13 protein-coding genes and 2 pseudogenes are annotated in these 19,837 nt (G+C 69.7%); 7 read left to right on the top strand and 8 right to left on the bottom strand.

From position 1 onward, the window contains the following. Positions 1–84: 84 nt before the first annotated feature. Positions 85–1,017, bottom strand: coding sequence for an ABC transporter permease subunit (locus BLR49_RS09100; protein WP_092536709.1), 933 nt, complete (start codon positions 1,015–1,017; stop codon positions 85–87). An 80-nt stretch (positions 1,018–1,097) separates the two neighbouring features. After that, entirely contained in the window at positions 1,098–2,027 is a 930-nt protein-coding gene (locus tag BLR49_RS09095) for an ABC transporter ATP-binding protein (protein WP_092536707.1), read from the bottom strand. 262 nt (positions 2,028–2,289) lie between these two features. Between BLR49_RS09095 and BLR49_RS09090 the strand changes: the two genes are divergently transcribed. Continuing rightward, complete coding sequence (locus BLR49_RS09090; protein WP_092536704.1) at positions 2,290–3,234, top strand: Bax inhibitor-1/YccA family protein; 945 nt, start codon at positions 2,290–2,292, stop codon at positions 3,232–3,234. A gap of 152 nt (positions 3,235–3,386) precedes the next feature. After that, positions 3,387–3,794: an FKBP-type peptidyl-prolyl cis-trans isomerase gene (locus tag BLR49_RS09085; protein ID WP_092536701.1), complete on the top strand. Its 408-nt coding sequence runs from the start codon at positions 3,387–3,389 to the stop codon at positions 3,792–3,794. Positions 3,795–3,999: 205 nt separating this feature from the next. Here the strand turns inward: BLR49_RS09085 and BLR49_RS09080 are convergent, their stop codons facing one another. After that, positions 4,000–5,370 (bottom strand): amidase, encoded by a 1,371-nt coding sequence (locus BLR49_RS09080; RefSeq protein WP_092536698.1) that lies wholly within the window; start codon positions 5,368–5,370, stop codon positions 4,000–4,002. A gap of 369 nt (positions 5,371–5,739) precedes the next feature. Between BLR49_RS09080 and ilvD the strand changes: the two genes are divergently transcribed. Beyond that, complete coding sequence (gene ilvD / locus BLR49_RS09075; RefSeq protein ID WP_092536695.1) at positions 5,740–7,635, top strand: dihydroxy-acid dehydratase; 1,896 nt, start codon at positions 5,740–5,742, stop codon at positions 7,633–7,635. Positions 7,636–7,707: 72 nt separating this feature from the next. On the opposite strand, the gene BLR49_RS09070 is transcribed toward ilvD, so the two are convergent. The 3 genes from BLR49_RS09070 to ilvA all read right to left on the bottom strand — a co-directional run bounded on the left by BLR49_RS09070 (position 7,708) and on the right by ilvA (position 11,581). Next, on the bottom strand, positions 7,708–8,820 hold the full coding sequence (locus BLR49_RS09070) for a hypothetical protein (RefSeq protein ID WP_143013734.1): 1,113 nt from the start codon (positions 8,818–8,820) through the stop codon (positions 7,708–7,710). Next, entirely contained in the window at positions 8,795–9,490 is a 696-nt protein-coding gene (locus tag BLR49_RS09065; RefSeq protein WP_092536689.1) for an ABC transporter ATP-binding protein, read from the bottom strand. The genes BLR49_RS09070 and BLR49_RS09065 overlap by 26 nt, the downstream gene beginning before the upstream one ends. A 525-nt stretch (positions 9,491–10,015) precedes the next feature. Beyond that, positions 10,016–11,581, bottom strand: coding sequence for a threonine ammonia-lyase, biosynthetic (ilvA, locus tag BLR49_RS09060; RefSeq protein WP_092536686.1), 1,566 nt, complete (start codon positions 11,579–11,581; stop codon positions 10,016–10,018). 165 nt (positions 11,582–11,746) lie between these two features. Here ilvA and BLR49_RS09055 point away from each other — a divergent pair, with 165 nt between their 5' ends. Further along, the gene (locus BLR49_RS09055) at positions 11,747–12,304 is read left to right on the top strand and encodes an NADPH-dependent FMN reductase (RefSeq protein WP_092536683.1); all 558 of its coding nucleotides are present in this window, start codon (positions 11,747–11,749) and stop codon (positions 12,302–12,304) included. 290 nt (positions 12,305–12,594) lie between these two features. Here BLR49_RS09055 and BLR49_RS13990 read toward each other — a convergent pair. Next, a pseudogene (locus BLR49_RS13990) lies at positions 12,595–13,899 on the bottom strand (P-loop domain-containing protein); the annotation flags it as partial. A 456-nt stretch (positions 13,900–14,355) separates the two neighbouring features. Then, positions 14,356–15,165 (bottom strand): annotated as a pseudogene (locus tag BLR49_RS13985) (ABC-ATPase domain-containing protein); the annotation flags it as partial. A gap of 194 nt (positions 15,166–15,359) precedes the next feature. Here BLR49_RS13985 and BLR49_RS09040 point away from each other — a divergent pair. The 3 genes from BLR49_RS09040 to BLR49_RS13435 all read left to right on the top strand — a co-directional run. Next, positions 15,360–16,040: a LysE/ArgO family amino acid transporter gene (locus tag BLR49_RS09040; RefSeq protein WP_245690573.1), complete on the top strand. Its 681-nt coding sequence runs from the start codon at positions 15,360–15,362 to the stop codon at positions 16,038–16,040. 152 nt (positions 16,041–16,192) lie between these two features. Continuing rightward, positions 16,193–17,572 (top strand): esterase/lipase family protein, encoded by a 1,380-nt coding sequence (locus BLR49_RS09035; protein ID WP_245690572.1) that lies wholly within the window; start codon positions 16,193–16,195, stop codon positions 17,570–17,572. Then, positions 17,569–19,837, top strand: a 2,269-nt coding sequence (locus BLR49_RS13435; RefSeq protein WP_218121338.1) for a tetratricopeptide repeat protein, incomplete at its 3' end; no start/stop codon positions are given. The genes BLR49_RS09035 and BLR49_RS13435, both read left to right, overlap by 4 nt.

The following is a 19,837-nucleotide window of genomic DNA, read 5'->3' as shown; positions in this document are numbered from 1 at the left end:
CGTGGGGTGAGGTGGGAGGAGGAATGCGCCGCGGTGGTGATGCCGACCGTTGCCGACTCGGCATCACCACCGCAGCTGGTGGGCTCAGGCGTCGCGGCGGGCGAAGAGCAGCCAGCCGAGCGCCAGCGGCACGATCGCCCAGGCGCCGAAGACAAGGGCCGCCTGCCACTGCTGCATGAAGTAGATGGAATCGGCCTGGCCCCAGGTCACCATGTGCTGGAACGGGTCGTAGACCGCAACCGCCGTCTGCAGCGGCTCAAAGCCCTGCAATCTGGCGGCCCAGTCCCACTTCATGGCCATCAGCGAGATCGGCAGGTCGATGACGAACATCAGCGTCATTGCCAGGGTGATGGCCCCCGCCGTGGAGCGCAGCAGGAAGCCGAGGCCCAGCGACATGAGCGCGATGCCGGCGAAGGACAATCCGGTGCCCCACACGAAGCCCAGGTACTCGGGGTCGGCCAGCGAGGCGGCGTGCCCGTTCATGAAGGGGGCGGAGGCGGCCCAGGCCAGCAGGGTGGACAGGGCGCCGATGACGAAGGCCAGCACGCCCACCACGATGGCCTTGGCCACCAGCAGACGACCCCGGTGGGGGACGGCCGCCAGTGAGGAGCGGATCTGCCCGGAGGAGTACTCGCCGGTGATGATGAGCGCTCCCAGCACCGCCACCACGATCTGGCCGAACTGGTTGCCGGAGATGATGGCGTCGGCGGCCCGGTCGGCGAATTCGGGGCTGCTGGCATAGCCGATGGCAATGCCGGCGCCCAGCAGCACGGTGATGCCGATGGCGATGAACGAGGTGATCCAGGTGGAGCGCAGGGAGCGGACCTTGACCCACTCGGCGTGCACGGCGCGGCCGAAGGTCTGGCGGCGGCCGGACGGGTCGGCGGGACGGGCGGCGTCGGCACGCCGGGGCGAGCGGTCGCCGCGCCGAAGCTCGGAGGAGGCGACGTCGGGCTGTTCCCCGCTGCTCGTGGGGGGAGTGGTGGATGCGGTTTCAGAAAGGGCGGTGGTGGACATGAGGCTGCTTTCGTGTGTCTGTACGGCTGGTGGGGGTGCGCCGGCGGGCCCGTCGGGCGGGTGCCGCGGCGTGCCGGTGATCAGGAGTCGGCGGCGACCGGGGCGGGGGCGCCGGTGACGTATTCGACGTCGTTGCCGGTCAGCTCCAGGTAGGCCTCCTCCAGGGAGGCGCGCTGGGTGGCCAGTTCGTGCAGGACGATGCCGTGCGCGGCGGCGATCTCGCCGACCCGGGCGGCGGGGGCCATCGTGGTGGTGAGCACCCCGGGCTCGGGGGCGGCGGTGTCGATGCCGACGGCGTTCAGCGCTGTGGCCAGGTCGGAGGCCTGCGGCGAGGCGACGCGGACGACGTCGCTGGTGGTGGAGGCGATCACCTCGTCGACGGGGCCGGAGGTGAGGATGCGGCCGCGGCCGATGACCAGCAGTTGGTCGGCGGTCTGGGCCATCTCACTCATGAGGTGGGAGGAGATGAATACGGTGCGCCCCTGGTCGGCCAGGTGGCGGCAGGTGTCGCGCACCCACTTCACGCCTTCGGGGTCAAGGCCGTTCACGGGCTCGTCGAAGATGAGCACCTGCGGGTCGCCCAGCAGGGCGGCGGCGATGCCCAGGCGCTGGCCCATGCCCAGGCTGAAGCCCTTGACGCGCTTCTTGGCCACCGGGGTGAGCCCGGTCAGCTCCAGGACCTCGTCGACGCGGCGGGTGGGGATGCCGTTGGAGACGGCCAGCTGGGTCAGGTGGGCGCGGGCGCTGCGGGAGCCGTGCAGCCCCTTGGCGTCTAGGAGGGCGCCGACCTGGCACAGCGGCGCGGACAGGTCCCGGTAGGCGTGGCCGTTGACCTTGACACTGCCCCCGGTGGGCTTGTCCAGCCCCATGATCAGACGCATGGTGGTGGACTTGCCGGCTCCGTTAGGGCCCAGGAAGCCGGTGACGGTGCCGGGTTCGACCGTGAAGGAGATGTGGTCGACGGCGGTCTTGGAGCCGTAGCGCTTGGTGAGATCGACAGCTTCGATCAACGGGATCAACTCTTTCCGGATGCTTGTTTATGCGCGGCGGCTGCGGTCGGTGGGGATGCCGACCTGCGCCCGAACAGCTCCAGGCTAGGAGTTCACAGACCCGGGCTCATCGGTCAGGCTGGGGAATCTGAGCGCCGGGGGAGTGGGCTTGGCGGAGGAACGGGATCCTCCTGGAGGAGGAGCCGTGCGCTCAGCCACGTTCCGCTTATGGGCGGCGTCAATACACAGGACTTCTTCAGGAAGGCCGGGGAAAATGCGTGCGATGAGCAACCCGTATTTCTCCCGCAGCCCCGTGTTCAACGGGAGCGCTGCCTCGGCGTCGGCCGCGCAGCGCACCCCCAACGGCTACCCGACCATGCCGGGCTACCAGCCCGGCTACGGCTACCAGACAGAACCGGCTTACGGCCAGGCGCCCGCCTACGGCCAGCAGCCCGGCTACGGCAGCGTGTCCCCGCGGCAGCTCTCCGATCTGGAGGCCCAGTACGGTGCGCCGTCGGCCACCAATGTTGACCGCGGCCGCATGACCTACGACGACGTCATCGTGCGCACCTTCGGCATTTTCGCGGTGATCCTCGCAACCGGCGCGGTCAGCTGGATGCTGGCGGTCAACGAGGCCACCGTGGGGCTGGGCATGCTGGCCCTGGTCGGCGGCGCCATCGGCGCCCTGGTCCTGGGACTGGTCAACTCCTTCAAGCGTGAGCCCAGCCCGGCGTTGATCCTGGCCTACGCCGTCTTCGAGGGCGCCATGCTCGGCGCACTCTCCGGCGTCATGGAGTTGATGTACCCCGGCATCGTCATGCAGGCGGTGCTTGCCTCGGCGGCGACCTTCGGCGTGGTGCTCGTGGCCTACAAGTTCGCCGGCTTCCGCCTGGGCTCCAAGGCGCAGCGCATTCTGCTGACCGCTATGGGCGGCTACCTGATCTTCAGCCTGGCCAACTTCGTGCTTGTGTGGACGGGCCTGGTCTCCGCCCCCTGGGGGTTGCGCGGCATCACGATCATGGGCATTCCGCTGGGCGTGATCATCGGCCTGGTGGCCGTGGTCATGGCGGCCTTCTCCCTGACCATGGACTTCGAGTCCATCCAGCGCGGCGTGGAGCGTGGCCTGCCCACCCGCTACGCCTGGGCCGGCGCCTTCGGCCTGGTGGTCACCCTGGTGTGGCTGTACGTCGAGTTCCTCCGCATCCTCGCCATCCTGCGCGACAACTAACGCTTCGGTCGCCCTCACGGTGCTGACGACGGCGCCCGCGCTCCGGTCATCCGGTGCCGCGGGCGCCGTCGCGTGTTGAGTGCGAGACCCGCCGTCGACTGCCCGCGCGGCGGGCTGGGCGTCTTGGCCCGCCCTGCCGTAGCCTGACCCGCATGATCAACAGCAACATGCCCACCGTTGACGGCGCCAAGGGCGCCAAGCCCACCCTCACCTTCCCCGGCCCGGAGGCGCCGGAGGGCCTGCAGGTGCAGGTGCTCGACGCCGGCGACGGCAAGGTCGTCGAGGCCGGCGACACCGTCGTGTGCCACTACCTCGGCCAGACCTGGAACGGGCGCGTCTTCGACAACTCCTACGACCGCGGCCAGCCCTTCAGCTTCCAGGTCGGCGTCGGCATGGTCATCCGTGGTTGGGACGACGGTCTGGTCGGCCAGCGCGTGGGCAGCCGCGTGGTTCTGTCCATCCCCTCCGAGCTCGGCTACGGCTCGCGCGGCGTGCCGCAGGCCGGCATCAAGGGCGGCGACACCCTGGTGTTCGTCACTGAGATCCTGGGCACCATGTGACGCGGGCCTTCCGTTTCCCGGCATGAGGCACGGAACCGTGCCCTCGTACGAGCTTTTGTCCCCCGACACGAACTTTTGCACCCTGGTGTGCGGCAATATGGCGTACACCAGGGTGCAAAAGCTCGTAGTAGAAGGCAAAAGTTCGTAGTAGGGGAGGGGTGCAGCTGGCGGGGACGAGTCGGCGCCCTCCGGGGTGAGTCGCCGCCTAGTCGGTCTCCAGCTGTGCCGCCACCGCCAGCAGCAGATCCTCTTGGCCGGTACGCGCCACCAGCTGCGCTCCGATGGGAATCCCGCCGGGCGACATGCCCGCGGGAATTGACATGGCCGGATGCCCCGAGACGTTGAATATCGCCGTGTTCGAGACCACCGGCGTCGAGGAGAGCAACGCCGCCGCCCAGCCTCGTCCCCGCAGATCATGCGCGCCGCCGGGCAGGTCGAGCAGGGTGGGCAGCATCAGCAGGTCCGCGCTCCCGAAGGCGGCTTCGACTCCCACGCGTATCCGTTCGGCCCGACGCAGCGCCGCGCGCACGGCGGCGGCGGGAATGAGGGAGCCCACGCGCACCGAGGTGCGGGTGCGCGGCTCCAATCGTTCGGGGTGCTCAACCTGCTGCGCCTCGGCATGCATGCCCGCGAAGTACAAAGCCAGGAACGGCGCCGTCGGCACCGGCCAGGCCACCCGGGTCTTGCGCACGTCATGGCCCAGCTCCCGCAGGCGGGCGGCCAGGCCATGCACAGCCCGAGCGACGGGCGGCGCCGGGCGCGCACCGGGCATGACCGCGTTGGCGGCCAAGAGAATCCGCAGTCGTCGTGGCGGGGCATCCGCGGCGTCGATGAACCGCCGCGGCGGGGGCGGCAGCCGCCACCGGTCCACCGCCTCGTTGCCGGTGATCACATCCATCACCGCCGCCAGGTCGCGGGCGGTGCGTGTAATCGCCCCGAAGCACGCCAGGCCGAACCAGTGCTCGGCCAGCGGTGCCGAGCTGACCCGGCCGCGTGTCGGCTTCAGCCCCAGTACCCCGCAGGCCGAGGCCGGAATGCGCAGCGAACCCCCGCCGTCGGAGCCCATGGCCACCGGAACCGCTCCGGTGGCGACGGCGACCGCCGAGCCCGCCGATGAGCCGCCTGGAGAGCGTGCAAGGTCCCAGGGGTTCAGGCAGTCGCCGTGATGGGCGGACTCTCCCACCGGGAACTGGCCGAACTCGGGCATGTTGGTACGCCCGACGATGACGGCGCCCGCCTGCCGCAGCCGCCGGACGACGGCGCAGTCCCCCCGGGCGGGCCGACTGTTACCCCGCCCGCCGAGAGTGGTGATCTCCCCGGCGACGTCGTACTCCTCCTTGACTGCCACCGGTACTCCCGCGAGCGGTCCGGCGGCGTCGACACCGTCGGCGGCGAGGCGGCGGTCGAGGGCGTCGGCCTCCTGCAGGGCGGCCTCGCGGCGCACCGCGGTGAAGGCGTTGAGAGCCGGGTCGAGTGCCTCAATGCGTCCCAACGCGGCCTGGACCGTGGCCCGGGCGGTGATGCGCCCGGCGCTGACGGCACGGGCGATGTCGACGGCGTCGCGCGGAATGGTCATGCGGCCTCCCTTGAACCGGTGCTCAAGAGAGTACGGGGCGTTGTTGTCGGCGCCCGCGGGCGGACTCACTCGTTCGCAGGGAGCACTGCGGCATCTTCTACCGATTTCGGCACGTAACTACTACCGATCTCGGTGAAGGGGGTGGGTGGGAGCCGGGAGGCGACGCGTAAGGGGCGCGTGCGCTAAATCGCCCTCTCGAGGTCTGCGATATCGCCCCGGGCGGACGCCGGGCGCCGTCGTCGATACCGCGGTATGCCGTGGGTGGCGGCCGGATCAGTGACCAGAGACACCCGTTGAGGTGACACTGCGACAACTAGGCTGAGGCCCATTCACAACTCTTCGTCCCAAGTCCGATCCAAGGAGACGCTCATGCCCCGCTATCGCAGCGCAACCTCCACCACCGGCCGCAACATGGCAGGCGCCCGCGCCCTGTGGCGCGCCACCGGCGTGAAGGACTCGGACTTCGGCAAACCCATCATCGCCATCGCCAACTCCTTCGCCGAGTTCGTCCCCGGGCACGTGGGTCTGCGCGACGTCGGCCGCGTCGTCGCCGAGCAGATCGAGGCCGCCGGCGGCATCGCCAAGGAGTTCAACACGATCGCCGTCGACGACGGCATCGCCATGGGGCACACCGGCATGCTCTACTCCCTGCCCAGCCGCGACCTGATCGCCGACTCCGTGGAGTACATGGCCAACGCCCACTGCGCCGACGCCCTGGTGTGCATCTCCAACTGCGACAAGATCACCCCCGGCATGCTCATGGCCTCGCTGCGCCTGAACATCCCCACCATCTTCGTCTCCGGCGGCCCCATGGAGTCCGGCAAGCTGGTCGCCGCCGACGGCACCACCCGCAAGCTCGACCTGATCGACGCCATGATGGACGCCGCCGACCCCACCGTCTCCGACGACACCATCTCCGCCATTGAGCGCCTGGCCTGCCCCACCTGCGGCTCCTGCTCGGGTATGTTCACCGCCAACTCCATGAACTGCCTGACCGAGGCCCTCGGCATGGCACTGCCCACCAACGGCACGCTGGTGGCGACCCACGCCGACCGCAAGGCCCTGTTCCAGGAGGCCGGCCGCCGCATCGTTCAGATCACCAAGGCCTACTACGAGGACGACGACGCCTCCGTCCTGCCGCGCTCGATCGCCACCAAGCCCGCCTTCGAGAACGCCATGAGCCTGGACATCGCCATGGGCGGCTCCACCAACACGGTGCTGCACCTGCTGGCCGCCGCCCAGGAGGCCGAGGTGGACTTCAAGATGGCCGACATCGACCGGCTCTCCCGCAAGGTCCCCCAACTGTGCAAGGTGGCGCCCTCCACCAACGTCTTCCACGTGGAGGACGTCCACCGGGCCGGCGGCATCATGGGCATCCTCGGCGAACTCGACCGCGGCGGCCTGCTCGACACCACCACCCGCACGGTGCTGCGCGGCACCCTGGCCGACGAGCTCGACCAGTACGACATCGGCCGCCCCGGCGCCGGCGGCGTGCGCGACCCGCAGGCGAGCCGCGTCGATGAGGCGATTCGCACCCGCTACCTGGCCGCCCCCGCGGGCGTGCGCACCACCGAGATGTTCTCCCAGAGCTCCCGCTGGGAGGCCCTGGACACCGACCGCGAGGCCGGCGCCATTCGCGACGTCGCCCACGCCTACTCCGCAGACGGCGGCCTGGCCGTCCTGTTCGGGAACATCGCCGAGAAGGGCTGCATCGTCAAGACCGCCGGCGTGGATGCGTCGATCCTGACCTTCTCCGGGCCCGCCGTCGTCTTCGAGTCGCAGGAACAGGCCGTGGAGGGGATCCTCGGCGGCAAGGTGAAGGCCGGCGACGTCGTCATCATCTCTCACGAGGGGCCGCGCGGTGGCCCGGGCATGCAGGAGATGCTCTACCCGACCACTTACATCAAGTCCATGCACCTGGGCAAGGAGTGCGCGCTGCTCACCGACGGCCGCTTCTCCGGCGGCACCTCCGGGCTGTCCATCGGGCACGTCTCCCCGGAGGCGGCCGCGGGCGGACTCATCGGGCTGGTGCGCACCGGCGACCGCATCGTCATCGACATCCCGAACCGCTCCATCGAGCTGGATGTGGATGAGGCGGAGATCGCCCGGCGCCGCGCCGAGGAGGAGGCCCGGGGCGAGGACGCGTGGACGCCACACCAGCCGCGCCCGCGGCACGTGTCGGCCGCCCTGCGCGCCTACGCCATGCTCGCCACCAGCGCCGACCTCGGCGCCGTGCGCGACCTGTCCAAGCTGCCGCGGTACTAGTGGGCGGTCCGGCCGGTTCTTACCAGCGCGGCTGAGCGGTGCACGTGTCCGGTGCTCGGGCAGGCGCACCGCTCAGTGCGTGAGTATCCAGAATGCGATGGAAACCGCGCAGGCGACGAGTGCGGGAACGTACTTGCGAGGGTGGCGAATCACCTCGCGCTCCGACTTCCAGTCGAGCAGCGGCCAGCGCCACTCCATGAGTACGGCGGCCAGGGCCGCTGACGAAGCCGCGGTGACCACGAAGACGATGTCGCTGGCAAGGCGTACGGGGACTGGTGCAGCAGCGACGACGAGAGCTCCGCAGGCCGTGTACATGGCCGCAAGCTCGACGGCGTACACGCCGAGCGTTCGCCACGTACGCGGACAGGTCTTGACCACGAGCCAGGTGCTCGGATGCCGGGAGAAGTAGGTATTGAGCGGGGTGTTTTGCACCACCATGACGGCCCCGAGGGGCAGCGCGGCGCCGTGGTCGTGGAGCATGGCGTTGAGCAGCCAGCCGAACGCGACCAGCGCGGCGGTGTTGATCTGTGTCATCCGGGAACTCACCAGCTCGCCGAGTACGAGGCTGGAAATACGCGGTCCGGTTCCCCGTCTCCGCGCCGAGGCATCTGTCACCTCGAAGCCGAGGAGGAAACAGGCGGTGCCCTCGACGGCGAGTGCCATGGCCGCCGAGAGCGGATTGAGGACGATGCCGATCAGGATCCCGGTCACCAATGCGAAGCACGCTCCCAGCCGATGCCAGCGTGTGGGGCCGCTCCAAAGTAATAGGACCAGCGGTGCCGTTCCGAGCGCGAGCATAATCACCGTGACGGCGCCGGTGTGCGTGATGCTGCGAGCCGCGGAGATGAATGCGATCACGGGTAGGACTACCTCAAGGAGCACCACCAGCGAACCGACGAGGTAGGCGGCGCGAGCCAGGTCCTTGGCGGAGAGCGGGAAACGCGTCAGGCCCGGCCACCGCTCGCTGTGGACCCAGGTCCAGGCGATTGACGACATGGCTGCCGCCGTGGCCAGGAAGACCCCGGCGGAGACGGCCTGCAGGTTGACTACGACCCCCAGGTGTATGCCAATCCACGCCGCGACCGCCGTCAGGATCAGGCTGGACCATATGGTCCGTTTGCTGAGGAACTCGCCCGCCACGGCCCGAGCGGCCAGACTGCTATTTGATGAGGGCTGCGACAGCATCGGAATCCCCGGGAGTATCGAAGGGGCCGCTGAGTAGGCCCGCGGAGAGTACGTAGAGCCGGGTGGTGCACCGGGTGAAGGACTCGGCGATGTGGGAGCTCAGCAGTACCGCCTGTCCACGTTCGGCGGCAGCGACTATGCAGTGGTAGAGATATTCCGTTGCCGCGAAGTCGAGGAAGTCAACCGGCTCGTCGAGGAACAAGATGTCGGCCGGCGTTTGGAAGGCGGCGATGAGCGCAGCCTTTTTTCGGGAGCCGCTGGACAGCTGCCCGAATGGAGTTGAGCGATAGCCGCCGAAGTTGAAGCCGTAGATGAGTTCGTCGAGCAGCTGCGGTCGTTCTCGCCGCCCATAGGCGCGGTCCAGGAAACGAATGAAGGTGTCCAACGACCAGGTGGGGAACGAGGCGTCGTTGGTTAAGGCGAAATAGCGCTGCTGTTTGAAAGCGGGCGTATCCGGCCTGCATGCGCGTCCGCGGTACCGCATGGACCGGAATTCGTAACTCCGGTGCGCGTCGCAGAGCGCCCTGAGCATGGTGGTTTTTCCGGCGCCGTTCACACCCAGCAGCCCCACGGCCTCGCCTGCATCGAGTGTCAGCGAGACGTTGGTCAGGACCGGGTTGGCGCGGTCGTACCAGGCCCGTAGCCCCTCGACTTCGAAAACGTGCTCCATGAATCCCTCCTAGGTCCGGCCGAGGAGGACAGGCGAACCGGACCGTCTTTGTGCTGGTCAGTGCCTTGATGATCCGGAACCGCCGAGGAAGAGTGCGGCGGCCATAAACAGCGCGCCTAAAACAAGGGACGCGGCGGCTTCAAGAGTGTTGCCGATGGCGAATGCTCGCGCCGCTACCGCCAGTGCTAGCAGGCCAATTACTAAACGCAGGGCGCGCCGGGAGTGTGTTGCGGGTTCGGAGGACAATATTGATCGCGCCTTTCAGGTTGGGGTGCCGCTCGTGATGAATGTAGCAGATATGTAATTCGCTTGCAAGGAGTGCGGTTAAAGCCTAATAAGGCGCTATTTGTGATTCGAGCGGCTCGGGCGCGTAACGTCTACCGATCTCGGTGCGTGACATCTACCGATCTCGGCGGCGTGCGACCTCAGGAGGGGTGGGCTTGCTGACGGCGGAGTTCGGCGGCTCTTCGTGTTTGGGGTGTGGTGGGCTGATGGGTGCGGGTCCCGGTGGCGCGGCGCGCCAGCTCAGCGGGCCAGGAAGAAGCGGGCGGAGGGGTCGTCGGTCTCCTCGTGGTAGGCGTAGCCGAGCCGGTCCATGTGCTCGGTCAGCTCGGCGTCGTCCGGGCCGGCCTCGAAGGCGGTCAGGATGCGCCCGTAGTCGGCGCCGTCGGTGCGGTAGTGGAACAGGGTGATGTTCCAGTGGGCTCCCAGGATCTCCAGGAACCGGGTCAGCGCCCCGGGGGACTCCGGGAACTCGAAGCTGAACAGCCGCTCCGCCAGTCCCTCCGGCGCCCGCCCGCCGATCATGGAGCGCACATGCACCTTGGCGAGCTCGTCCTCGGTCAGGTCCACCACGCCGTAGCCGGCGGCCTCCAGGTCGGCGACAATCTCACGCCGCTCGGCCCGGCCACGGGTCAGCCGCACGCCCACGAAGATCCGCGCCGGCGCGCCGGGAGGCGCCGAGGCGGAGACCCGGTAGTTGAACTCGGTGACCGCCCGGCCGCCCAGCACGGAGGCGAAGCGCAGGAACTCGCCCTGCACCTCCGGGATGGTCACGCCCAGGATGGCCTCGCGCTGCTCGCCGATCTCGGCGCGCTCGGAGATATAGCGCAGCTGGTGGAAGTTCAGGTTCGCCCCCGACAGCACGCAGGCCAGCCGCTCGCCGGAGATGTTATGCGCAGCGACATACTGCTTCAGGCCCGCCAGGGCGACGGCGCCGCTCGGCTCGGGCACGGCGCGCAGGTCCTCGAAAAGGTCGCGCACGGCGGCGGAGACCTCGTCGGAGGAGACGGTGACGACGTCGTCAAGCAGCTCGGCGCACAGGCGGAAGGTCTCATCCCCGATCCGGCGCACTGCCACGCCCTCCGCGAACAGGCCGACATGCTCCAGCGTGACCGGCTCGCCTGCGGCCAGCGCGGCGGTCAGGCAGGCCGACTCCTCGTGCTCGACGCCGACGACCCGCACCTGCGGCATTAGCTGCTTGATCAGCACGGCGATCCCGGAAACCAGGCCTCCACCGCCCACGGGCACGAACACGCGGTCCAGGTCGGCGTCCTGCTGGATCATCTCCAGGCCGATGGTGCCCTGGCCGGCGATGACGCGCGGATCGTCGAAGGGAGCGATGTAGGTCAGTCCCTCCGCTTCGGCCAGGCGCAGCGCCTCGGCCTTGGCGGCGTCGAAGTTGTCTCCGCTCAGCAGCACCTCGCCGCCCAGGGCGCTTACAGCGTCGACCTTGATGCGCGGGGTGACGGTCGGCATGACAATCAGTGCCCGCACCCCCAGCAGGGCGGCGGAGCGGGCCACCCCCTGAGCGTGGTTGCCGGCGGAGGCGGTGACCACGCCGCGCTCGCGCTCGGCGTCGGAAAGCGAGCGCATGGCGTTGTAGGCGCCGCGGATCTTGAAGGAGTGAACCGACTGCAGGTCCTCGCGCTTGACCTCAACCGTGTTGCCCAGGCGGGCGGACAGGGCGGGCATGGTCTGCAGGGGAGTGTGCTCAGCGGCCTCGTAGACGGGGGCGCGCAGGATCTCCCTCAGGTAGCGGGCTCCGTCCCAAACGGCGGTGTGGTCTGCATGATTTCCAGCCTCGTTCACGCTCTCAGCCTAACTGGGGCTGCCTGCCGGGATTACACGGGGTTCTAGAGGCCGCGTCGATGAGTATGACCAAGGTCATTGAAGAAGCCATATGCACACCGGGACCTATGACCTAGAGTCCGGCATGCTTGATTTGCTTCCAACTGCTGTTCCAAGGAGTAGCACATGACCAAGATCGCCGTGATCTCCGGTTCCGTCCGCCCCGCCTCCGTGGGCGGCCCCGTCGCCCAGTGGGTTGCCGACAAGGCCAACACGGTTGAGGGCGTCCAGGCCGAGGTGCTTGACCTCGCCTCCTTCAACCTGCCCATCTTCGCCGAGGAACTCCCGCCGATGATGGCCCCCGCCAAGGACCCGGCCGCGGTGAAGTGGAATGAGGCCCTGGCCTCCTATGACGCCTACATCTTCGTCACCCCGGAGTACAACCACTCCATCCCGGGCGCGCTGAAGAACGCGATCGACTTCATCACCCCGTCCGTGCTGGCCAACAAGGCTGTCGGGCTGGTCGGCTACTCCTTCTCCGCGGGCCACCGCCCGATCGAGGCCCTGCGCCTGATCCTGGCAAACTTCACCACTGGCGTCGTCGGCGCGCAGGTCAACCTGCACCTGGCCACCGACTTCGAGAACATGTCCAACTTCGCCCCCGCCGCCTTCCACGACGCCGAGGTTCCCGCGATGGTGCAGGCCATCGTCGCTCAGGACCAGGCCCTGGCCGCGCTGCGCTGAACCGGACTTGGACGGGGCGGCCGTCCGCCGCACACCGGAGGTCGGCTCCCGCGGCCGGAGCGTTCACAACTAAACATTGCAATGGCGGGCGAAAGTGGAGACTCACTGAACCGCGCCTGTGATGAGATGAGGGGCTTCCCGTGTGCGCCGCGACCTCGGCCGCACACGGGAAGCCCCTCATCGATTTGCTCTCCAACGGAAGAACCGCATGATTCCGCGGTTTTCTTGAGCGGGCTGGAATCCAGCGTGTGCGGTGCGGCGTCAGGCGGCGCCGCACCGCACGCTCAGGCTCAGGCCAGCTTGAGCTTGCGGTACCGGTTTACCGCGGCCGCCACGTCCACCATGCGCGGGCGCACCAGGAAGGCCGGGCGGCGGTCCAGGGCGTCCAGCCCCTCATCGTCCAGCAGCGCCTCCAGGTCCTCCAGGCACTCGGCCAGCGTCGACTCCCCGTCGAAACGCTGCTCCAGCAGCGCCCGCAGCGCGTGCGCCACGGCCTCCGCCTGCCCGGACTCGACCACGCCGGCCACATCGGAGATGTCGATGTCCTCCCGGTCCAGCGTGAGGGAGTCGGTGCCCCGCGAGCGCGTGCGCACCGGCCCGCGCTGCGTGCGCTGCGAGGGCAGGGGCACGCGCGGGGCCTGCATGGGGAAGTCGGCCAGCGCCGTGGTCTCCCGCGGCTGGGCGGCGGCCACCTCGGCGGCCTGCTCGGTGGCGTCGTGCAGCACGTAGGAGTCCAGCAGCAGCACCCGGTCGGCCACGTCCAGGTAGTCCCCGGAGCCGCCCATGACCAGCACCGTCGACACGCCGGCCTGCGCCAGCGCCCCCACCCGGTCCACCAGGGGGGTGATGGGCTCCTGGTCGTCGGCGACCAGCGTGCGCATGCGCGCGTCGCGGATCAGCAGGTTGGTGGCGGAGGTGTCCTCGTCCAGCAGCAGTGCGGAGGCGCCCGACTCGATCGACTCCACGATGGAGGCCGCCTGCGAGGTGGAGCCGGAGGCGTTGGTGGTGGTGAAGGCGGCGGTGTCCCGGCCGCCGGGCAGGTGGGAGATGAACGGCGTCAGGTCGACGCCGGTGACCGCCCGCCCGTCGGCTGCCCGCACCTTGACGGCGTCGGGGACCGTGGCCACCAGCTCGCGGCCGTCGCCGGGCACGTGCGGGTAGACGCCGCGCTCGATCGCGCTCAGCAGCGTGGACTTGCCGTGGTAGCCGCCGCCGACGACGAGGGTCACCCCCGAGCCGACGGCGGTGCCCCGCACCTCGCCGGCGTGCGGCAGGTGCACGGTGGCGGCCAGCGAGTCCGGCGCGGTCAGCGGCACTGCGCCCTCCTCCATGGGCTCGTCGGAGACGCCGGAGCGCCGCGGCAGGATCGAGCCGTCGGCCAGGAAGGAGACCCAGCCGTTGTCGAGCACGGCCTGGGTCAGTGCGCGGTGGTCCTCCAGGGCGGCGACGTGTGCCAGCAGGCGCTCGGCCCGCTCGCCGGTCAGGTCCAGGGCCGCGTTGACCTCGCGGGTCAGGTCGTGGCTGAAGATGTTGGCGGCCTCGCGCCCGCGGATGGAGCGGCCGCGGGCCGGCAGCGCCACGCGGGCGCGGATCTCAATGATGAACTCCGGGCCTGCGGGGGCGGCGGCCGCAGCGGGCGCGTCCGACTGCGCCGACTCGGCGGACTCGTCGTCCGCGGCCTCCGGTGCGGAAGCGGCGGAGGGCGGCTCGGTGAACTCGGGCTCGGCGGGCGGCCCGGCAACGGCCGCATCGACGGGCTCGGTGGAGCCGATGGCGGCGGCGAAGTCATCGGCAGCAATCGCGGAGTCGGTCGTAGCGGTGGCTTCTGCGGTGGTGACGTCCTCGGCGGAAGCCGGTTTTTCGGCGGCTGCATTCTCGGCGGCAGCGTCACCATCAGCCGACTCGGTCAGTGCCGTGAACAGGTCCACGACTCCGTCGTCCTGCTGCGCGGAGGCGCCCGCGTCCTCCACTGCCGCAGCGGGTGCAGTAGGGGAGTCGGCGTCGTCGGCCTGAGTCTCAGAGCCGGACTCGGCCGGGGCGGAGACGATCACGGAGCAGCGCTCGAGGATCTCCTGACCGGGGGAGGCGATCGAGAGGTTGGTGCCGCGGAAGCCGCGGTGCAGCTCGCGGGTGAGGAAGTCGCCCACCGCGATGCGCCGGTCGCGGGTGGAGGTCAGGTCGTGCTCCGCCAGCAGCTTCAGGCCCGGCAGGTCGGCCGGGGCCTGGATGCGGATACGCGTGGGCGGGGCGTAGGGGTCGGGCTGAACGTAGTCGACGTGCAGCACCCAGCCCTCGGAGGCGCGGTAGTGGCCGACCGTGTCGCGGTACGCGGCATAGGGACGGTTGTCCAGCACGTGCAGGTAGTCCACCAGGTCGGCGAGCGTCCCCTGGCGCGGGCCCTTCTCATGGCGGCGGCCCTCGCGCCGGTAGTCGCGCCCCCGGCCGTTCCGGTCGTAGCCCTGGTCTCGGCGGTCCCGGTCGTAGCCACGGTCGCGGTCGTAGCCACGGTCGTAGCCGCGGTGGTCGCGGTTGCCCTCGCGCCGGTCGCCATAGCCCTGGTCTGAGCGGTCATACCCCCGGTTGCCCTGCTGGTAGCCGCCGCGTCGGTCGCCGTAGCGCCGCTCCTCGCGGTTGTCCCGGTAGCCCCGGTCACGGTTGTATCCCCGGTCATCGCGCCGGTTGCCATAGCCCCGGTCCCGGCCGTAGCCGCGGTCGCCGTCGCCCCGGTAGCTGCTGCGGTAGCCCCGGTCGTATCCGGCGGAGCCGCGGTAGTCGCCGCGGTCGCGACGGTCGTATCGGTCGCGACGGTTGCCGCGGTCACCGTAGCCGCGGTCGTCTGTGTAGTCACTGCGCTCACTCATGCCCTGATATTGGCACATTTCCGGCGCGGTGCCCGACGCGCGCCCCGCCGACGGCGAGTTGCGGGCCGCGGATGTCTAAAACCGGAAACGGCATTGAGGCCGGTGGAGCCGCAGCGAGTTGCGCCGCAGGAGTGCGGGTGTGCCCGAGCGCACCCGGGTTATCGAGCGGGCGCGGGTGCGCATAGGGTCTGTCCGTGAGCATCGCCTTGAATGCCCCGGCAATGGTCTCGGCTCTGGTGTCCGCCACGACGGTGGCGGCGGCTGCCGCCTCGGCTGGCGGGCTGGCTCCCGCCATCACCGGATTCGCCACCGGGCTGGGGCTGATCGTGGCCATCGGCGCGCAGAACGCCTGGGTGCTGCGGCAGGGGGTGCGGCGCGAGCACGTCGGGCTGGTGATCGCCATCTGCGCGCTCAGCGACTTGGCGCTCATCGCCGTCGGCACCGGCGGGATCGGCGTGGTTGCCCGCCTGGCGCCGTGGGTGCTGGAGGTGCTGCGCTGGGGCGGGGTGCTGTACCTGATCGGCTTCGCCATCTCCAGCTTCCGCTCGGCCCTGCGACCCGGTGCCCTTGAGCAGGCCCAGGCGCGCCCGGCGTCCTCGGTGGCGCTGACGACGCTGGCGCTGACCTGGCTGAACCCGCACGTCTACCTCGACACGGTGCTCATGCTCGGCACGGTGACCAACGGCTTCGGTGCGGCGCGGTGGGTGGCCGCGGCCGGCGCGGGGGCGGCCTCGATCCTGTGGTTCACGGCGCTGGGCCTGGGGGCGCGGGCGCTGTCCGGGCCGCTGTCCAGTCCGCGCACCTGGCGGGTGGTGGATGTGCTGGTCGGCCTGGTCATGCTGGGGGTGGCCGTCCACCTGGCCCTGGGAGCCTGAACGCCTGAACGCCGCCGCCCCCTCCCGCCGAGATCGGCAGAAGTTACGTGCCGAGACCGGCACTAATGACGCGCTGGTTTGGGCGCGTCAGCAGGGGGCGCTCCATATACTTCCAGCCTGGGCTGCGGGGTGGCGGGCTTGAGGAGGCAGTAATGGTGATGCCGCTGGTGGTGGTGCTTCCGGGGATCGGCGGCAGTGAGCTCGCCGACGACGACGGCCGCACCGTGTACTCCATCAACGCGCGAACAGTGCTGGCCCGGATCGCGGACCCTGCGGCTCTGGACGCCTCACGCCCCTTGCGTGCCACCGGCCTGATTGGCAGCTACGGCTTGGCCTGGAAGCAGTTGATCACCGGCTACGACGGGCTGATACGCGAGCTGACGAGCGCGCTCCAGCTGCGCCCCGAGGCCGTAGCGACCGCGGGTCAGGAACAGCCGAACCCACGCGTCTCCCTGCTGGCCTTCCCCTATGACTTCCGGCAGTCGGTGAGTGCCTGCGCGCAGGCCCTGGACCGAGAGCTGCGGAAGTGGCTGTATGAGCGCCCGGTGGTGATGGTGGGGCACTCCATGGGCGGCTTGGTAGCCGCATGCTGGTGGGCGAATCTGAGCGACGGCGTGGAGGTCAAGGAGATCATCACCCTGGGCACCCCATTCCGCGGGGCCAGCAAGGCCCTGGACTTACTCGTCAACGGGGCGCGTGTGGGCGGAGTCGGCCTGCCGGATATCAGCGCGGTGCTGCGGGGCTGGGACTCGGTGTTCGATCTGCTGCCGCATGCGCGGGTGATTGAGGGGGGCGGCGCGGGGAACAAGGTCGGCTCATACCCGTTCCAGCTGCCATCGGAGCTTACGGAGGCGGTGCCGAGGTTCGCGGCGCGGGCACGGAGTGCCTATGAGGCCAATCGGGGTCTGCATAAGGCCCTGGCTGCACGTGCGCAGCGACAGGGCGGGCATCCCTTCACGGTCTACTACTCCCAGGGGCATACGACGCAATCACGTGCCCTGCTGGACGGGGGCCGACTGGCGGTTACGAAGGCGGACCCGGCCTGGGTGCCTCAGGGCTGGGATGCGGGGGACGGCACGGTTCCCAGGTTCTCGGCGATTCCGCGGCTTGCCGAGCAGGAACCGCGGACGTGGCGCAGGCTCACGCGGCGACACGGAGAACTGGTGGATGAGGCAGGCGTCGTCGCGCACGTGCGCGAGTACGGGCTCGTGCCCCTGCCTGCGGCGGCCCGTGGCGGTGGTGATGCGGAAGCCGCCCCCTACCTGCGTCTGGACCTGGATGAGGTGGTCGTCGCGGGGCAGGCGTGGCCGGTGCGGGTCAGGGCTGTGGGTCCCGACGGCGAGCCGCTGCCGGCCGGCGAGGTGGCGGGCAGGGTTGCCGGGGTCGGATTCCGGGCCGTGGACGACGGCGAGTGCTGGGCCGCTGAGCTGCCGCCGCTGCCTGAAGGACTGCACGAACTCAGAATCACCGCGACCGGTGTGCCCGGCGCGGACCGTATTACCGCCCGAATGAGGATTGGAGCCGTGCCATGAGAGAGCCTTTGAATTGGGACTTCCGCGCCGAGCCGACGGCCCTGGCGCAGGTGGTACACGCGGGCTGGCTGCAGCGCCTGCTGCGCGCCGAGGAGGCGCGCCGATTCCCGGGGCCCGGTGGGGGCGTTGGGGTTGAGGCCCTGGCGCGGCGAGTCTTCGAGGGCTTCGTTGAGCTGGGTATCAGCTACGTGCATGAGCCTGCCGATTCCGGGCCGGGCAGGCAGTTGCTGCGCCCGCTTGATGAGGTGGTGTCATTGCACCAGGCGACCTGCCTGGATATGTGCGCGGCCTTTTGCAGCGCGGTGCTGGACGCCGGGGTCTACCCGCTGATCCTGACAATTCGCAAGGAGGGGCGGCGGCACGCACTGGTGCTAGTGCCGCTGGAGCGGAACTGGTCCAGGAGCTGTGAGCAGGTGCTTGAGGCTGGCTTCAGCAGCGAGGTGCTGACTGTCGATGGTGCGCCCGTGGTGCAGCTGCTCGCGGCACATCCGGGTGATGCCTTGGCTACATGGCTGGCTGTTGACGTGCAGCAGGCGACTACGGCGGTGGGTGGCTCGGTCGGCGACTGGGAGAGTGCCCTCAGCCGCGGGGCGGAGTATGTGCGCGACTGGCAGTGGGAGGTCTGCGTTGATGTTGGGGGACTGTGCGCGCAAAGACGTGCGGACGACTCCCTGCCCCCGGTGGTGCGGGCTGGAGAGGTATTGGCGCCCGCGTATACGGAGCTGCCGCATGACTTCACTGCCCTGCAGCTGATTCGGACCCGGTACAACGTGGTCCCCTTCTGCCCGCGGCCGGAGCTGGCCCAGCTGCGCGAGTGGGCGCTCGGCACGGCGGAGGGGCCGGAGGGGACTGCCTCGTCTGGCTCTGCTGGGGCGGGTACGGAGCCGGACCTCGCCATTGCCGTGGTGGCGGGCGCGGGCGGTGCGGGCAAGACGCGCCTGGCCGCGCAGCTGTGTCACAGCCTCTCGACCATCGGCTGGTGTACGGGTTTTGTTCCCAGTACCAGCGAGCTCGCCGAGGCGGATCTGGAGGTCCTGGCGGAGCTGACCACCGAGCTGCTGATCGTGGTGGACTACGCCGAGGAGGCCCGGAAGGAGCAGCTGGCCACCCTGATGCGGCGCCTGCGGGAGCGGAGGTCGCCCACGCGCATTGTGCTCACCGCGCGGGGTACGGATGTGTGGTGGCAGCAGTTCCAGGAGGAACTGCTGCAGGACGGCATCCGCCTGGGGCGGACGCTGATGATCACCGGCCTGGGGCGGCACCCCGACTCCCCACTGCTGTTCCGCAAGGCGGTGCGCAGGTTCTCTCAGCGGCTGGGCCTGCCTGCGCCCCAGAAGCTGGAGGCGCCTGCGGAGCCGGCGACGACGGCGCTGGAGGTGGTGCTGCGGGCCTGGTTGGCCGTGGTCGAGCAGATCGGCGAAGCGGAGGTGGCTGAGAGCTCAGTGGGGCGAGAGGAGCTGTTTGACCGCGTACTGGATGTGGAGTTTGCGCGCTGGAAGCAGTTCCCGGCCCTGGGCGAGGTCAGTGCCGTGCAGCTGCGGCGGGCGGCAGCGACCGTGAGCCTGCTGGCTCCGCGAGGAGAAACCGGGGTTGATGAGGTGCTGTCTCGCCTGCCCGAGTGGGCCGGTGCTCCGCGGGAGCGGAGCCGCTTTGCGGAGTTGCTGGCCACGGCGCTGCTGCGGCCGGCAACTGCTGGTGAGGGGGTGTATTTGCAGCCCGACCCGGTTGCGGATCACCTGATCTGCTCGGTTTTCGGCGCGGACCCGGGACTGCTTGAGCAGATTCTGCCCGCTGACCTGGAGAGCGATGAGCGCCTGCGGCAGGCGGTCAACGCCTGCGTGGTTCTAACACGCGCGGCCGGGGCTGACCAAGCGGTGGCACAAAGCCTTGCGAGCGCGGTGCTCAGCGCACGCCCACAGCTGTGGCGTGAAGCGCTGGATGTTGCACTTGCGCAGGGAGGCCCCTTTGCGCGGGCACTCGATGAGCTTGCCCAGTCTGGTGCGGAGCTACCTTTCGCTGAGATAGATGCCGCGATTCGCCTCGGGCACAGCTGGCTCAGGGGACTGGCGGTGACAGTGGCGCGCCGCTTGCTGGAGGCCGAGGGCCAAGAACCGGCGCACCGGGCCGCATTACTCAACAATCTGGCGAACAGGTTGTCTGATGTGGGTGAGCGGGTTGAGGCGCTGGAGGTGGCCCGTGAGGCGGTGCAGTTGAGGCGGGTGCTGGCTGATCAGGACCCGGCGGCCTTCACCCCGGACCTGGCGG

Source organism: Actinomyces ruminicola (assembly GCF_900103885.1).
GTDB lineage: Bacteria > Actinomycetota > Actinomycetes > Actinomycetales > Actinomycetaceae > Actinomyces > Actinomyces ruminicola.
The sequence above is the reverse complement of the archived record's forward strand: the minus strand, read 5'-3'. Positions and strand labels throughout refer to the sequence as shown.

What these genes read in the sequence shown, in the direction of transcription:
- BLR49_RS09100 (WP_092536709.1), bottom strand. Translation starts at nt 1,017, where the DNA reads ATGTCCACCACCGCCCTTTCTGAAACCGCATCCACCACTCCCCCCACG.
- BLR49_RS09090 (WP_092536704.1), top strand. Translation starts at nt 2,290, where the DNA reads ATGAGCAACCCGTATTTCTCCCGCAGCCCCGTGTTCAACGGGAGCGCT.
- BLR49_RS09085 (WP_092536701.1), top strand. Translation starts at nt 3,387, where the DNA reads ATGATCAACAGCAACATGCCCACCGTTGACGGCGCCAAGGGCGCCAAG.
- BLR49_RS09080 (WP_092536698.1), bottom strand. Translation starts at nt 5,370, where the DNA reads ATGACCATTCCGCGCGACGCCGTCGACATCGCCCGTGCCGTCAGCGCC.
- ilvD (WP_092536695.1), top strand. Translation starts at nt 5,740, where the DNA reads ATGCCCCGCTATCGCAGCGCAACCTCCACCACCGGCCGCAACATGGCA.
- BLR49_RS09070 (WP_143013734.1), bottom strand. Translation starts at nt 8,820, where the DNA reads ATGCTGTCGCAGCCCTCATCAAATAGCAGTCTGGCCGCTCGGGCCGTG.
- BLR49_RS09065 (WP_092536689.1), bottom strand. Translation starts at nt 9,490, where the DNA reads ATGGAGCACGTTTTCGAAGTCGAGGGGCTACGGGCCTGGTACGACCGC.
- BLR49_RS09055 (WP_092536683.1), top strand. Translation starts at nt 11,747, where the DNA reads ATGACCAAGATCGCCGTGATCTCCGGTTCCGTCCGCCCCGCCTCCGTG.
- BLR49_RS09035 (WP_245690572.1), top strand. Translation starts at nt 16,193, where the DNA reads ATGGTGATGCCGCTGGTGGTGGTGCTTCCGGGGATCGGCGGCAGTGAG.